Origin of the sequence: Streptomyces incarnatus (assembly GCF_001027185.1) — a bacterium.
GTDB classification, from domain to species: domain Bacteria; phylum Actinomycetota; class Actinomycetes; order Streptomycetales; family Streptomycetaceae; genus Streptomyces; species Streptomyces puniciscabiei.
Genome location: NZ_CP011497.1, coordinates 7956468 through 7971573, shown reverse-complemented (window position 1 = coordinate 7971573; position 15106 = coordinate 7956468). Strand labels below are relative to the sequence as shown.

Annotated in this window: 13 protein-coding genes; 10 read left to right on the top strand and 3 right to left on the bottom strand. The window is 74.8% G+C overall.

Features of this window, described 5'->3' with window-relative positions; translation table 11 throughout:
• The first annotated feature begins 89 nt into the window (after positions 1-89).
• Positions 90-1259: an AI-2E family transporter gene (locus ABB07_RS36355; RefSeq protein WP_425264787.1), complete on the top strand. Its 1170-nt coding sequence runs from the start codon at positions 90-92 to the stop codon at positions 1257-1259.
• Positions 1260-1419: 160 nt separating this feature from the next.
• On the opposite strand, the gene ABB07_RS36350 is transcribed toward ABB07_RS36355, so the two are convergent.
• Positions 1420-1977 carry a TetR/AcrR family transcriptional regulator gene (locus tag ABB07_RS36350; protein WP_208902692.1) on the bottom strand — a complete coding sequence of 186 codons (558 nt, stop codon included), beginning with the start codon at positions 1975-1977 and terminating at the stop codon, positions 1420-1422.
• A 115-nt stretch (positions 1978-2092) separates the two neighbouring features.
• Here ABB07_RS36350 and ABB07_RS36345 point away from each other — a divergent pair, with 115 nt between their 5' ends.
• The 9 genes from ABB07_RS36345 to ABB07_RS36305 all read left to right on the top strand — a co-directional run bounded on the left by ABB07_RS36345 (position 2093) and on the right by ABB07_RS36305 (position 12081).
• Positions 2093-3250 (top strand): FAD-dependent monooxygenase, encoded by a 1158-nt coding sequence (locus ABB07_RS36345; protein ID WP_208902691.1) that lies wholly within the window; start codon positions 2093-2095, stop codon positions 3248-3250.
• A gap of 163 nt (positions 3251-3413) precedes the next feature.
• Positions 3414-4580, top strand: a complete 1167-nt coding sequence (locus ABB07_RS36340; RefSeq protein WP_208902690.1) for an aromatic acid exporter family protein — start codon at positions 3414-3416, stop codon at positions 4578-4580.
• Positions 4581-5010: 430 nt separating this feature from the next.
• Positions 5011-5646, top strand: a complete 636-nt coding sequence (locus ABB07_RS36335; protein WP_208902689.1) for a LysE family transporter — start codon at positions 5011-5013, stop codon at positions 5644-5646.
• A 161-nt stretch (positions 5647-5807) separates the two neighbouring features.
• Positions 5808-6836, top strand: a complete 1029-nt coding sequence (locus tag ABB07_RS36330; protein ID WP_208902688.1) for a 3-oxoacyl-ACP synthase III family protein — start codon at positions 5808-5810, stop codon at positions 6834-6836.
• The gene (locus tag ABB07_RS36325) at positions 6833-7573 is read left to right on the top strand and encodes a glycosyltransferase family A protein (protein ID WP_208902687.1); all 741 of its coding nucleotides are present in this window, start codon (positions 6833-6835) and stop codon (positions 7571-7573) included. Before ABB07_RS36330 ends, ABB07_RS36325 begins: the two co-directional genes overlap by 4 nt.
• A complete protein-coding gene (locus tag ABB07_RS36320) occupies positions 7573-9051 on the top strand; it encodes a class I adenylate-forming enzyme family protein (protein WP_208902686.1) in 1479 nt (492 codons plus the stop codon). The genes ABB07_RS36325 and ABB07_RS36320 overlap by 1 nt, the downstream gene beginning before the upstream one ends.
• A complete protein-coding gene (locus tag ABB07_RS36315) occupies positions 9048-9821 on the top strand; it encodes a glycosyltransferase family 2 protein (protein ID WP_208902685.1) in 774 nt (257 codons plus the stop codon). The genes ABB07_RS36320 and ABB07_RS36315 overlap by 4 nt, the downstream gene beginning before the upstream one ends.
• The gene (locus ABB07_RS36310; RefSeq protein WP_208902684.1) at positions 9818-11122 is read left to right on the top strand and encodes a cytochrome P450; all 1305 of its coding nucleotides are present in this window, start codon (positions 9818-9820) and stop codon (positions 11120-11122) included. The genes ABB07_RS36315 and ABB07_RS36310 overlap by 4 nt, the downstream gene beginning before the upstream one ends.
• Positions 11122-12081, top strand: coding sequence for an NAD-dependent epimerase/dehydratase family protein (locus ABB07_RS36305; RefSeq protein WP_208902683.1), 960 nt, complete (start codon positions 11122-11124; stop codon positions 12079-12081). The genes ABB07_RS36310 and ABB07_RS36305 overlap by 1 nt, the downstream gene beginning before the upstream one ends.
• Positions 12082-12212: 131 nt before the next feature.
• On the opposite strand, the gene ABB07_RS36300 is transcribed toward ABB07_RS36305, so the two are convergent.
• Together ABB07_RS36300 and ABB07_RS36295 are read right to left on the bottom strand one after the other, a co-directional pair.
• Complete coding sequence (locus ABB07_RS36300; RefSeq protein ID WP_208902682.1) at positions 12213-13052, bottom strand: lysozyme; 840 nt, start codon at positions 13050-13052, stop codon at positions 12213-12215.
• An 87-nt stretch (positions 13053-13139) separates the two neighbouring features.
• Positions 13140-14996: a M1 family metallopeptidase gene (locus ABB07_RS36295; RefSeq protein ID WP_208902681.1), complete on the bottom strand. Its 1857-nt coding sequence runs from the start codon at positions 14994-14996 to the stop codon at positions 13140-13142.
• Positions 14997-15106: the final 110 nt, after the last annotated feature.

Below are 15106 nucleotides of genomic sequence, written 5' to 3'. Positions count from 1 at the left end.
CTGAGCGCGCCCCGCCCGTCACGCGCGCTTACGGTTCCTTACATGTGACCGACCGTCATCAGGGTGGCGGAGAGGAGCCGGGAACGGTGGTGGGCGATGGGCGTCGGCGGGCGGCCGGGGCGGGCGGCCGGCGCCGCAGGGGCCGGGTGCTGGGCAGCCGGCCGGCGTACACCGTGCGGCTCCCGGCCGTCCCGCGCACCGAGCCGGTGCCGGCGGCCGAGCGGACGGTGCCGTGGCTGCGGGTCGGGGCGGCCTATGCCTGGCGGCTCATCCTCGTCGGGGTCGTCGTCTACGGCGTCTTCAGCATCCTCGGCAGCTTCCAGCTCATCGCCGTGGCCCTGTTCCTCGCGCTGGTCGTCACCACCGTCCTGCGCCCGCCGGCGGACCTGCTCAACCGGTTCCTGCCCCGGCCGCTGTCCGTCGCCGTGGCGCTGGTGGGCAGCATCCTGCTCCTGCTGGCCCTGCTCGCCCTGGTGGGCAACGCCGTGGCGGGCGAGTCGGCCAGACTGGCGGGTGAGTTCCGGGGCGGGGTGCACCGCATCGAGCAGTGGCTCCAGCGGCCGCCGTTCCGGCTGAGTCCCGGCCGGCTGTCCCAGCTGGAGGGACAGGTGACGCACTACCTGTCCGCGCACCGCTCCAGCCTGCTCAGCCGTGCCGTCAGCGGGTTGGGCCAAGTGGTCGAGTTCGTCACCGGGGGCGCGCTCGCGCTGTTCGCCTCGGTGTTCTTCATCCACTCCGGCGAACGCCTGTGGCGCTGGATCCGCGACCAGTTGCTGCCGGTCGGCGCCCGTCCGGCGTGGGACCGGGCGGGGTGGGCCGCCTGGCGGGCCTTCGCCGGGTACACCCGCGGCATCATCATCGTGGCCGCGACCAACGCCGTGCTCGTCGGTATCGCGCTGCTCGTGCTGCGGGTGCCGCTCGCGCTGCCGCTGACCCTGCTGGAGTTCTTCGCCGCGTTCGTGCCGCTGGTGGGCTCGCCGGTCGCGCTCGGTGTCGCCACGATCGTCGCGCTGGCCGGGCGGGGGCCGCTGACCGCGGTGGCCGTGCTGGCGCTGATCGTCGTGATCGGCCAGCTGGAGGGCCATGTGCTGCATCCCCTGGTGATGAGCTGGGCGGTACGGCTGCATCCGCTGGTCGTCGCGGTCTCGGTGATCGCCGGCAGCATCATCGCCGGGGTGATCGGCGCCGTGGTGGCCGTGCCCCTGGTGTCGGTGGTCTGGGCGGTGCTGCGCGCACTGCGTGCGGTGCCGCCGCCGTGACGGGCGCCTCCGGCCGGCCTCGGCTGCCGTGTCTCCGGGCGGGCGAAGGGACGCGGCCGGTGGTCCCGGCGCATGAGGCGGCGCCGCCATGGTCGTCGTACCGCTGCCGCCGGAGACCGCCCCGCCGGCGTGCCACCTTCGACCCCGCCGCCCGTACGGCTCAGCGCAGGGCCGCCGTCACCAGGCCGCGGATCTCCTCCGCCGCTACGCTCCCGCCGTTCACCAGGCGGTCGAACACCAGGCCGTCCACGCAGGTCAGCAGCGTCACCGTGCGTTCCTCCGGGTCGGCCACGCCCTGTGCGGCGAGGAAGTCGCACAGCGCCTGCCGGGCCAGGTTCTCGCGTGGCACCAGGATCTCCCGCAGTTCGGGGTGGCGCGCGCTCTCGACGGCGCACGCGTAGCGCGCCAGGGAGCGCCTGCGCCCGTCCCCGGTGAGCCTCGCCGCCGTGAACCCGGTGAGTCCCGCCACCACCTCGGCGGCGGTCCGCAGCGGCGGCGTCCTCGCCCCGATCTCCTGCAGTTCGGCCTGGTCGAGCGCCACCAGGCGCCGTACCAGGGCGGTGAGCAGGGCCTGGCGGGTGCGGTAGTAGGCGGACGTGGTGCCGGGCGGCACCTGCGCCGCCCGGTCCACCGCGCGATGGGTCAGCCCCCGCATGCCGGCGTCGGCGAGGACGGCGATGGCCGCGTCGGCGAGGAGAGTACGTCGGTCTGTGGACACCCTCACTTTCTACACCCCCGCTTCTACAGCCGTAGAACTCCGCTGTAAGGTCTTCGCCAGCGGTTTCTACATCTGTAGAAGTACCGGCGTTGACCGAGGTCGAAGGGGGTCCGGCATGGGCGGTACGGCGGTGGTGGTCGGGGGCGGCATCGGCGGGCTGGCGGCGGCGATCGGCCTGCGCCGGATCGGCTGGGACGTACGGGTCGTGGAGCGCGCCGGGACCCTGGACGACGCCGGGGCGGGCATCTCGCTCCACGCCAACGGCCTGCGCGCCCTCGACGCCCTCGGCGTGGGCGCGGCCGTACGCGCGGCGGCGCGCCCGCAGTACACCGGCGGCACCCGCACCCCCGCGGGCCGGTGGCTGGCGCGGATGGACGGCGCCGCCCTCGAACGCGCCCTGGGCACGCCGATCGTCGGCATCCGGCGCGCGGTGCTGCACCGCCTGCTGCGCGAGGCCCTGCCGGCCGAGAGCCTGCTCATCGGCGTCACCGTGCCCGCACTGGACCTCTCGGCCCCCGACCGGGTGGGCGTGCCGGCCGGGGCCGGGACGCTGGACGCCGACCTGGTCGTCGCGGCCGACGGAGTGGGCAGCCGGCTGCGTGGAATGCTCTTCCCCGACCACCCCGGCCCGGTGTACGCCGGCTCGACGGTCCTGCGGGCCGTGACCTCGGCGCCGCCGGCCCTGCGCACCGACTTCGAACTGACCTGGGGCGAGGGTGCCGAGTTCGGGCACATCGCCTTCTCCGACGGCCGGGCCGAGTGGCACGCGGTGCTCACGGCGCCGCCCGGTGTCCGCCACGCCGACCCCCTCGGCATGCTGCGCCGCCGCTTCGCCGGCTGGCACGATCCGATCCCCGCGCTCCTGGACGCGACCCGACCGGAGGCCGTGCTCCACCACGACATCCACGAACTGGTCACGCCCTTGCGGTCGTTCGTCGCGGGCCGGGTGGCGCTCCTCGGCGACGCGGCGCACGCCATGACACCGAATCTCGGCCAGGGTGCCTGCCAGGCCCTGGAGGACGCGGTCACGCTGGCCGCCGCGCTGGCCGCACAGCCCTCGGTCACCTCGGCGCTGGCCCGCTACGACGCCGAGCGCCGCCCGCGCGCACAGGCGGTCGCCCGTGCGGCCCGGCAGGCGGGCCGGATGGGCCAGCGGCTGTCCCGTCCGGCGGCCGTGGCCCTGCGCGACACCGCACTGCGGATCACCCCGTCGCGTCTGGCGACACGGGCGATACTCCGGCACGCCGACTGGACACCGCCCAGCCTGGGCTGACCTGCGGGCAGGGGTGTTTCGGGCCTGAGCGCGCTCCCCGGCCCGCGTGTGACGAGGAGACGAGGCGCGTAGGGGCTGGGCCGCTGGTCACCCGGGCGGTATGCGATGCGGGTGGACGGAGCGTGGCCGTGTCCGGGATGCCGGCCGGGGCACGGTGCGGCGCATGCGGGTGACGTGGCAGGCGCTGCGGCGCGAGGTGACGGCCGCGGGGCACGGTGCGGCACGGGCCTGGGCCGGGCCGTGCCGGGAGCGCGATCTGGCCGCCCAGGCGGTGAAGGCGGCCCTCGCCGCGTGGCTCGCCTGGGCGGTGGCCGGCTGGTGGCTGCACGCTCCGGTGGCGTTCGTCGCGCCATGGGTGGCGGTGGTCCTGGTGGAGTCGACCGTGTACCGGTCCCTCGCGCACGGGCTGCAGCAGCTCGCGGCGATCGCGGCCGGCACGGTCGTGGCCACCGCGGTGGCGCTGCCCCTGCACGCCACGATGGCCGCGATGGCCGTCGTCCTCCCCCTCGCGATGCTGCTCGGTCAGTGGCGGCGCCTGGGCAGCCAGGGCATCTACGCGGCCACCGGCGCCCTCTTCGTCCTGACCGGCGGGCCCGTCGCCGTCACCACCTCCGCGGCCCGGCTCGGCGAGGCCCTGTTCGGCGCCGTGGTCGGCATCGCCGTCAACGCGCTGGTGCGCCCGCCGCTGTACCTGCGGGACAGCCGGGCCGTACTGAAGGACGCGACCGAGGAGACCCACGGCATCCTGCGCGCGGTCGCCGAGGGGCTGGCCGAGGGACGCTGGGACGCCGAGCAAGCCGGCGCCCGGCACGAACGGGCCCTGCGGCTGCACCGGCTCGTGGCGCAGGCCCGCTCCTCGGTCGAGTGGAGCCGGGAGAGCCTGCGCGGCAATCTGCGCCGCCGGCGCGCCGGCCCGGAGCCACGGCCCGGAAAGGGTTACGACGACGCGGTCCTGGTGCTCGACTACGCCGCCGTACACACGACGGGCGTCACCCGCACGGTGCTGGAGGCGGCCACCGAGGGCCGCGCGGCACCCCGGCCACACCCCGAACTCGCCCGCCGCTACGCCGAGTTCCTGCGCCGCACGGCACACGCACTGCGGCTCTACAGCCACAGCCGGTTCGGCCACGAGCACGACGAACACGACGAACACGACGAGTGCGACGACGAGCTGCGCGCGGCCCTGGCACGGTTGCGCCAGACGCTGGACGGTCTGCGCGGGGAACTGGTCCGGGCCACGAGCGACGACCCCGACGAGGTCGCCACCTACGGCGCCCTGCTCGCCCAGGCCCACCGGCTGGCGGACCAGCTGGCCGTCTCGGGCACCTGACCGGCGTCCGGCCACCGGACGGCGAGGCCGCCGCGGGCACGCGACCGGATCCTCGACGCCATGCGCCCCACCTGCTGGGAGCGAACGGCACGGGCATCGCGCGCGGTACGGACGTCACCACGCGGGATCCGCGTCCCGTGTTCAAGCCCGAGCACGCCGACAACGGCGACGGCACCTGGAAGCCGACCGTCGGCGCCGTGGACGCCCGCCCAGACGCCGGGAGACGACCGGTGGTGGGGGCGCATGACCAGCACCCGGGCCCTCACGTGCGGATGCCACCGTCGGAAAAGGAGTTGTCCAGGCAGCCGTACTGCCGCCACGATCGGCCCATGACCTCGCTGATCGACCTGCTGCCGACAACCGCCGCCGACCGATCGGTGCGCGGCCGACAGCAGCGCGACCGGCGGCGGAGGCCCGCACCCGACCACGCATGACCGCGGCGCTGGTCGCGGGGCTGCTCGCGGGCTACGGCATCGCCGTGCCCGTGGGGGCCGTCGGGACGTATCTGGTGGCATTGACCGCTCGGACCTCGTTGCGGACCGGCGCATGCGCCGCGCTGGGGGTCGCCACGGCGGACGGCGTCTACGCGCTGATCGCCGTGCTCGGCGGCTCCGCGCTGACGCATGCCGTCGAGCCGATCGTGCACCCCCTGCGCTGGGTCGCCGGCGCGGTGCTCGTGGTGCTGGCGGTGCGCGGCGCGGCAACGGCCGTCACCCACTACCGCACACCGCCGACGGCCTCCCGGACCGAGGGGACTCCGCTCCGCCCCGCCCGGGACTTCCTGGGTCTGTGGGGCATCACGATGATGAACCCCCTCACCGTGATCTACTTCACGGCACTGGTGCTGGGCAGCCAGGCCTCGGCGGTACCGGACCGCCTCGAACGGGCCGTGTTCGTCCTGGCCGCCTTCGCGGCGTCGGCCAGTTGGCAACTGCTCCTGGCCGGGGGCGGAGCCCTGCTCGGCCGGCTCCTGACCGGCAGCCGGGGCCGGCTCGTCACGGCCTTGGCGTCCAGCGCCGTGATGACGGCACTCGCCCTCCGCGTGCTGGTCGCTCACGGCCACTAGTGCCCCGGCGCGGCGCGCACACATCACCCAATCCCTTTGATCTGGCACCGAGTTGGCGTCGTGTTCGGAGCGGAGGCGGTCGCCACAGCGGCCGTGTACCCAGGCCGGGTGAGTACGCGTGCTCAGGCACGGTGTCCGGGGCGGCTCGTAGCGTCCGACCCATGCACACAGACCATGCTGCTCGAAGTCCGCTGTGCCGGGTGGGCATCACATCGGTGGGGTCCTGCCTGCCGGAGCACGAGGTGTCGTCCCGGCACCTGCAGGAACGGATCTCCACCGCGTCCGGGCTGCGGTTGCCGGCGCGGATGCTCGAACGGGTCACCGGGATCGTCTCGCGCCGGGCCGTGGCGGAGGGCGAGTACGCCTCCACGCTCGCGGTGCGGGCGGCCCGGACCGCGCTGGCCCGGGCCGGGCTGGCCCCGTACGACGTGGATCTGCTGGTGTTCGCCTCCGCCACGCGGGACATGGCCGAACCGGCGACCGCCCACGTCGTCCAGGCCGAACTGGGCTCCAGGGCGCACGCGCTGGACGTGACCAACGCGTGCAACAGCTTCGTCAACGGCATCGACACGGCACGCGCGATGATGCTGGCCGGCCGGGCGCGCCGGGCTCTCGTGGTCACGGGAGAGACGCCGAGCCGGGCGGTCCGGCACGCCCCTTCCGGGGCCGGCCAGTTCCGGGACGCCTTCGCGGGCTACACCTTCGGCGACGCGGGAGCCGCGGTGGTGCTCGAGGCGGTGGAGCGGGGCGGCATCCTCGACGTGGACACCGAGACGCACTCCGAACACTGGCCCGTCGGCGGGATCTTCGGTGGCGGTTCGCGTCACCCCCGCGGGGAGGAGCACACGTACTTCCGCGGTGACGGGACGGAGCTGCGCGAGGTGTTCGAGAAGGTCGGCACGTCGGTGCTGGACCGGATGCGGCGGCGCACCGGGCTGGACTGGACGGACTTCCGGCACATCCTGGTGCACCAGGTCACCGTGCCGTACCTGGACCGCTTCGTGGAGGTCACCGGTGTGCCACGGGACCGGCTCGTGGTGACGGTGCCCCAGCTCGGCAACATGGCCAGCGCCACGCTGGGCGTGCAGCTCGACCGGGTCCACGAGCGGCTGCTCCCCGGCGACCGGGTGCTGTTCGTGGGCCTGGGCGGCGGCGTGAGCATCATGACGATGGTGTGGGAGAAGGCATGAGTTCCCTGTGGGTGGTGGTGCCCGCGCACCAGGAGGCCGGCCGGATCGGCGCCACGCTGGACGCGCTCGCGGCCCAGCGGGACCGCGATTTCACACTCGTCGTGGTGGACAACGCCTCGACCGACGCCACGTCGGCGATCGCGTACGACTTCGCCCGCTGGGCACCGTTCCCGGTCCATGTTCTCGACGAACCGGAGAAGGGCGTGGGGTGCGCGGTGGACACGGGTTTCCGGTACGCGATCCGCAACGGGGCGACGCTGCTGGCCCGCACCGACGCCGACTGCCTGCCGCATCCCGGCTGGACGGCCGCCGCGCGTGACGCCCTGCGGCAGGGCGCGGGCCTGGTGTGCGGGCGTATCGAGGCACGTCGTGACGAGCACGGCCCGCTGGGGCGTGCCGCCTTCCGCGGTCTGGTCCGCGGCGCCGCGTTCTTCGGCCGGGTGCGCCCCGCCCACTGGAGCCGGCACGGCTACCTCGCCCCGTACCGGATGCACGCCGGCAACAACATGGCCATGACGGCCGCCCTGTACGAGTCCGTCGGCGGCATGCCGCGCCGCCCCTCCCCCACCGACCGTGTCTTCCTGAACCGGGTCCGCCGCCGCACCACCGCCATCGTGCACGCCCGTGCCATGGTCGTGGAGAACTCCACCCGGCGGCTGCGCGCGTACGGGCTCGTCGGCACCGCCCGCTGGTACCTCGACCAGGGCCCGGGCCGTCATACGGAGGACCCGCGCTGATGCTCGACACGCTCGCCCATGCCTTGCGTACGGCCCCCGACCGGCCCGCCGTCCTCGGCACCACCCGGACCGGGGCGGTACGGGTCAGGGCCACCTGCGGGGAACTGACCGACCTCGCCGGCCGTTACGCCGCCGCCCTGCACGCCCGGGGCATCACGCGCGGCGGTACCGTCGGCGTCGCCGTCCGGCCCGGGCCCCGGGCGCTCGCCGTGCTGCTCGCCGTGCACCGGCTCGGCGCGCGGGCCGCGGTGCTCGACCCCGGCGCGGGACCGGACGTGCTGCGCGCCCGGCTCGCCCTCGCCCGGCCCGATCTCGTCCTGGCCGACTCCGCCGCCCAGGCGGTCGCCGGGTGGGCCCGTCCGCTGGCCCGCCGGGCCGGCCTCGACCTGCCCGCCCTCGGGGCGCTCGGGCCGGTGGCCACCGTCGGGCCTAGGCTGCCCGGCTGCGCGGCCGCCGTGGACGCCGGTGTCCGGGCGGTGGTCCCGCCGCCCGCGGTGGACGAGGACGGCGACGCCGTCATCGTGTTCACCTCGGGCACCACGGCCCGTCCCCGTGCGGTGGTGCACACCCGTTCCTCGCTCGCCGCGGGCATGGCCACGGTGGCCGGCCTGGTCCGGGTGGCGGCCGGCCGGCCGGTCCTCGGTGGCACGTTCTTCGTCCTCGTGCCGTCGCTGGCCGGTGGCGCGCCGGTCGCGCTGCCCGCCCGGTCACCGCGCGTTCTGGCCCGGCAGCTGCGCCGGCTGGGCCCGCAGGCCACGTATCTGACACCGCCTCAGCTGCGCGGGCTGCTGGCCGAGGGGGCCCGGTTCAGCGGGCGGGTGTGGACGGGTTCGGCGCCGGCGAGCGCCGGTCTGCTCACCCGCGTCAAGCAGGCGGGGGCCGAGGAGGCGTGGGGCGTGTACGCGCTGACCGAACTGTTCCCCGCCGCCGCGGTGGAACAGGCCGACAAGGCCGCCTTCACCGGCGGGGGCGATCTGGTGGGCGCTCCGCTGCCGGGCGTGACGGCCAGGACCGACACCTCCGGTGAGCTGCTGCTGTCCGGCCCCGCGGCCCGGGACCGCTGTCTGGGCGAGGATCCGGACCCCTGGGTCGCCACCGGTGACCGGGCCCACCTCGACGGCGGCCGGATCGTGCTGCGGGGCCGGCTCAAGGACATGGTCCTGAGGCACGCGGAGAACATCTACCCGGGCCTGTACGAGCCCGCGTTGCACGTGCCGGGCGTCGAGCTGGCGCTGCTGGTCGGGGTACCGGCCGAGGACGGCGACGAGCGCCTGGTGGCCGTCGTGCAGCCGGGCCGGGATGCCGACGTCGCGGCGCTGCGGGCCGCCCTGAACGGGCCGCTGGAGCGGATGGGATCGGCGCGGCCGGATGCGGTGCTGCTGGCCGACATCCCGCTGTCCGGGCGTTCCCGCAAGCCCGACCGCGCCGCCACCGCCCGTCTGGCCGCCGCCCGCCTCGCGAGGGGCGGCCGGGGATGACCGTAACTGGCGATGCGCCGCTGTGGGTCGTGGTGCCGGCCTACAACGAGGCGGCGGGTATCGGTGCCACCCTCGCCGCGCTCGCGGGCCAGAGCGACGGCGACTTCAGCCTGGTCGTCGTCGACAACGCCTCGACGGACGCGACCGCGGACGTCGTACGCCGTTTCGCCGCGGTCGCGCCCTTCCCCGTGCACCTCGTCCATGAGGCGGAGCCGGGCGCCGGGGCCGCGGCCGACAGCGGATTCCGGTACGCCATCGGGCACGGCGCCGCGCTGCTCGCACGGACCGACGCGGACTGTCTGCCCGCCGCCGACTGGATCGCGGCGGTGCGTACGGAGTTCCGGCGCGGGCGGGAACTGGTCTGCGGCCGGAGCGTTCCGCGCCGGGACGAGCACCCCTCGCCCGCCGAGCGGTACCTGCTGCCGGCGGTGATCCGGGCGGCCGCGCTCTACGGCCGGTACCGCCGGGCACACCGCCATCCGCGCTACCGCGCCCCCTATGTGCTGTGCCACGGCCACAACCTCGCCGTCACGGCCGCCCTGTACCTGCGCTGCGGAGGCACGCCGCGGGTGCCGCTGGAGGGGCCGCCGGAGGACGTGGTCCTCCTGAACCGGGCGCGCGAGCACAGCGACCGCATCGCGCGGGCCGAGCGGATGGTGGTCCACGCCAGCCTGCGCCGCCTGCGGGCCTGGGGCGCCCACCGGACCCTGCTGTGGTGCTGGGACCGCCGCTACCGCCCCGCCGACGCACGAGAGGTACACGTCCGATGACCGTCGCACCGAGCCCGAGCCCTAGCCCGTCCGGCGCCCGCGCGGCACGCCGCCGCGACCGGCGCGTGTACACCCGTTCCCACCCCGTGCTGTTCGCCCTGCTCGCGGCCACCCGCCGCCGGCCCGTGACCCGGATCGGCGGCACGCTGCTGGTACACGGCAGCGACGCCTACCGGCACGCCCTCACCGGTGTCCCGCTGGATCGCACCGCGGCCGGCACCACCGGCGGCGCCGCCCGGGAGATGTCCGTCGGCGGGCTGCTGTTCGACCAGGAGGGCACCGGTCACCGCGACACCCGGCGCGCGCTCGCCGGCGGTCTGGGCGCGGCCGGGGTGGAGCGGCTGCGGGCCGTGTGGCGCGAGGTGCTGGCCCGCCGGCTGGCCCCGCTCGGCGCCGGAGCCACCGTCGATCTGGTTCCGCTGGCACAGGAGTTGGCCGGGGTCACGGTGTGCGCGCTGCTCGGAGCCGGCGCGGACCCCGGGTGCGTCGCCGAGGCGGCCGCCCGTGCCGCGGCCACCGCCGTACGCGACCACCTGCCCGGCCCCCGGCTCCCCGGCACCACCCGCAAGTCCGCCGCCGCGACCCACCGACTGCAGACCTTGCTCGACCCCACCAGGCCTGCCACAGCCACCTCCAAGGCCGACCCCGGCCACGGCACGCCTGGCGAGGCTCCCGGCACACCCCGCGAACCCACCTCCACGCCCGGCAAAGGCCCCAGCACGCCCACCGCAGCACCCGACGCGCCCGGCGCGCGCGGCAGCGCTCCCTCCATGTCCGGCGACGGTGACCAGTCGGCCCTGTGGGCGATGCTCGCTGTCGCCGCCGTCAACACCACGGTGGCGGCGCTCCCCCGGGCCGCCGCCTGGTGTGCCGACGCCGCGCTGTGGGATCAGGCGGCCGACGACCGGCTGCGGCCGCTCCTGGTGGACGAGTTGCTGCGCGTGATCGCTCCCTCCCCGCTGCTGCCCCGTGCGGCGGCAGCCGACGCCCGACTCGACGGGTGCCCGGTGCGCGCCGGGGACCGGCTGATCCTGGTGGCACGCCACGCCGCCCGCGCCCACACCGATCCGCCGAACGCCCGTCACCCCGCGCCGGCCGCCGACGCCCAGCTCGTCTTCGGCGCCGGACCGCACGCCTGTCCCGGCGCACGCCTGGCCCGCGCGCAGCTCGACGACACCCTCGCCGCCCTGGCAGCCCACCGGCCCGCCGTCGTACGGGCGCGCGTCGACCGGGGCGCGGCACTGCCGAGCTGGCGTTCGCTCACCGTCCGCGCCACCGTCACCAGCCGTCCGGAGGATTGATGACCACGATCGCCGTCACCGGCGCGAGCGGCTTCTGCGGCTCCCATGTCGCCGCCACGGCCGCGGCCCGGGGCGCCGAGGTGCTGTGTGTCGGGCGCCGGCCCGGCCCGGTCGGCCGGCACGTCCCGTGGGACGCCGCCCGGGAGGTCCCGGACCTGTCCGGCGCCGACCTCGTGGTGCACTGCGCGGCCGCGGTCGGCGACCCGGTGCCGGGCTCCCGCGCCGCGGCCGCGATGCGAGCCGTCAATGTCGAGGGCACGGCGCGGCTCCTGCGGGCGGCCGCCGGACGCCCCGTGGTGTGGGTGAGCAGCGCCAGTGTCTACGCTCCGGGCCCCGGCCGGTCCCGGATGATCGCCGAGGACCACCCGGTGCGCAGCCAGCTGAACGCGTACGGCCGCACCAAGGCCGCCGGTGAGGCGCTGGCGCTCGCCGCCGGTGCCGTGGTGCTGCGTCCGCGGGCGGTCTACGGCAGTGGCGATCCGCATCTGGTGCCACGGTTGCTGTCCCGGGTGCGCGGTGGCCTGCTCCTGCTGCCCGGGCCGAGTGTCCGCCTGAGCCTGACGGCAGTGGAGAACCTCACCGAGGCGTGTCTCGCCGCCGCCGGCTGGCCGGCCGGTGCCTACAACATCGCCGACCCGGTGCCGTACGACCGGGACCAGGCGATACGGGCCGTCCTGCGGGCCCACGGCGTACGGGCGCGGCTCCGTCACCTTCCTGCGGCGGTCGCCCGCACCGCGGCGAACGCCGCGCAGACGCTGGCCCGGCTGCGTCCGGCCACGGAGCCGTACCTGACCCCCTACGCGGTCGACCAGCTGGCCCGTTCGGTCGTCCTGGACGTTTCCAGGGCCCGGTCCCAGGGGTGGACGGCACATCGCACCCTCATGGACTACACGGGCTCCGGCAAAGGGGACGCCGGGCGTTCGGCGTCCAGGCGTGCCGGGTCCTCCGCGCTCGGGTAGTCCCCGGGGCGACGCACTCGCTGTTCGACGGCGTGGACGTGGACGTGGACCGAGCCGCGGCCGGTGGCGCCTGGCGTGCCGGCGCGAGGTCGGGGTCCCGGGGCCCTGCGCCTCTCGCATCCGACGCGGGGTCAGCCCGTCGCGAAGATCTTCAGCCGGTCCAGGGCGCCGTTGAAGCGGTCGTGGTCCCCGACGGTCTTGCCGGCGGAGGTGTACTGCCACATCGTGTGGTACGACCAGCCGGCCGGCAGGGTCCCCGGGTCCGAGGCGTAGCGGGCGATCCAGAGCGGGTTCGCCGCCGCGAAGCCGCTGTAGTTGCCGGTGCACTGGGTCCACCAGCTGGTCGCCGTGTAGATGACGGCGTCCCTGCCGGTGCGCGACTTGTAGCGGTTCAGGAAGTCACGGATCCAGCCGACCATGCTGGTCTTGGACTTGCCGTAGCAGGCGTCGCCGTACGGGTTCCACTCGATGTCGAGCGCGCCGGGCAGGGTCTTGCCGTCCTTGGACCAGCCGCCGCCGTGCGCCAGGAAGTAGTCGGCCTGAGCGGCGCCACCGGCCGTGTCCGGGGTGGCGAAGTGGTACGCGCCGCGGATCATGCCCGCCTTGTACGAGCCCGTGTACTGCTGGGTGAAGTAGGGGTTGGTGTAGTAGGTCCCCTCGGTGGCCTTCGTGTACGCCCACTGCGTGCCGGCCTTCCACAGGGTCGCCCAGTCGACGGAGGCCTGGTGGCTCGCGACGTCGACGCCCTCGGGCTGCGAGGCGCGTCCCGCCGGGGGCCGGGTGCCGGTGTCCCCGTCATGGGCGAGGACGCCGATGCCCATGTACGCGCCGCCGCGCACGGGTCCGCCCCCGGCGGGTTCGGACACGGCCGGGGTGCTGGGCAGGAACAGGACAAGGACGGTCAGGGCGCCGGTGAGGCACCGGCGGGACCGGCCGCGGAAGGGGACTGTCAGACTTCGCACGGAATACATCTGACCCGTGGTCGGGTCGGATCGCACTCCGTGTCCCGCCCTAGGAAGCCATCCGCGGCCGGATTTTCAGCCTTGTGGGTGTGCCGGTCACCCTTCGATGCGGTGCTGGGCCCAGAAGGAGGTGAGGTCGGTGCTCGTGACGGCCTGGGCGGCGGCCTTGAACTCCGCCGTGGTCGACACGCCGTACCAGTGCGCGGTCGCGTAGTCCTTCAGCAGCTTGGCCATGGCGGTGTCACCGAGGACGCGGCGCAGATCGTGCAGGGCACACTTGCCGTAGCCGTAGACGACGGTGGAATAGCGGGAGGAGTGCGCGTCCCAGTAGGCCATGGAATTGGTGATCTTCTCGGCGCTGGACGCCCAGGAGACACTGCTCCAGCAGTTGGTGCCGGTCTTGCCGAGGGCGAGGTCGGTGGCGTAGTCCGTGAACGCCTCGTCCAGCCAGGGGCTGTTGTACTCGTCGTCGCCGACGATGCCGTACCACCACTGGTGGCCGATCTCGTGGGTGAGGGCGGTGGAGCTGACCACGTCGAGGACGAACCCGGGGTACTCCATGCCGCCGAACCAGTAGTTGTTGTCGAGCACGGCGTCCAGTTCGCCGTACGGATAGGCGCCGAAACGGCCGGCGTGGGCGTCCACGGCGCTCTTGGCGGTGCTGAGCATCGACTGGGCGCTGGAGGAGCTGATACCGGACACCGAGTAGACGTTCACCGCGACGCCGGCCGGCGAGGTGCCGGAGATCCTGGTGAAGGGCCCGGCGGCCCAGGCGAAGTCGCGGACCTTGGACGCCGTCGCCGTCGTCACCGTACGGCCGCTGGAGCCGGGTGTGTCGGTGGAGGTGCCGGTGGCCGGGACCAGCAGGCCGCTGGGATGGTCCAGGGTCACCTTGAAGTCGGCGGCCAGAGAGTAGAACGACTCGCCGTTGTCCGTGTACGGGTCGAGGTGCCAGCCGGCGCCGTCGCGGACGGCGAGGACGGGCAGGGCGTTGCCGATGAAGCTGTAGGCGCCGTCGTGGCCGAACCGGTCGGCCCCGCTGGGCACGGTGATGCCGAGGTCGAATCCGATGGTGGCGCTCTGGCCCTGGGCTAGCGGGGCGGGCAGGTCGATCTTGAGCGCGGTGCAGGCCCCGGAGGGCGCGCCGGCCGTGCCGCCGGTGACGTTCGTGACGCGGACCGGCATGGCGTCACAGGTGCCGTGGTAGTTGTCCCACAGCCGCAGATAGACCTCGTTCAGCGCGGTGGCGGAGGCGTTGCTGAAGGTCACGCTCTCGTGCCCGGTCCATTCGGTGCCGCTCGTGTCGCTGCTGAGGTCCACGGTGTACGACGGAGCGGCCGGGGTGCGCGTGGAGTCGCCGGGCGGTGGCGCGCCGCCGCCCGAGGTGTCGAGCGCTATGTCGTCGAGGACGAAGCTGGTCTGGAGGCTTCCGTCCTCGGTCCCGGTGAAGGAGAGGGTGACGGTCTGCCCGGCGTACGCCGACACGTCGACCGACTTCTGGACGTACCCGGTGTTCGCGTCGAGGTTCGACCAGGTGCCCAGCGTCGTGCTGCCGATCCTGGCCGTGAGCTTGTCGTAGGCGACGGAGGAGGTCGTCTCGTCCGTGTCGATGTGCAGCCAGAAGGTGAGGGTGGCCGCGTCGCAGCCGGACGGGACGGTGACGCTCTGGCTGAGGGTGTCCGTATGGGTGCTGCCGACTCCGTCCAGCCACGCGTAGGAGCTGCCACCGTGGGCGGTCTGGCCGGAGCGGCTGGTGATGACGGTGGAGGAGGACGTCGACCAGGGCGATGTCCCGCTCTCGAAGCCGCCGTTGCCGACGACCTGCGCCGGGGTGCAGGCGGCGGGTGCCGCGGCCGGCCGGGCCGCGGCGGGCGTGCCGGGGAGCACGAGGGCGGCCACCACGGCGGCGGTGAGCGCACCGGCGCCGAGGACCTTGTGGGGGGTCGATCTCACACGCTACTCCTTTGCGGCGGCCGGGATTCCCGGCCTGCTCGATGGCCGTCGCGGGCTGGGGTACGCCGGGGCGGCCGCTGACAGGGCTTGCGCGATCGCTGTACGAAGTG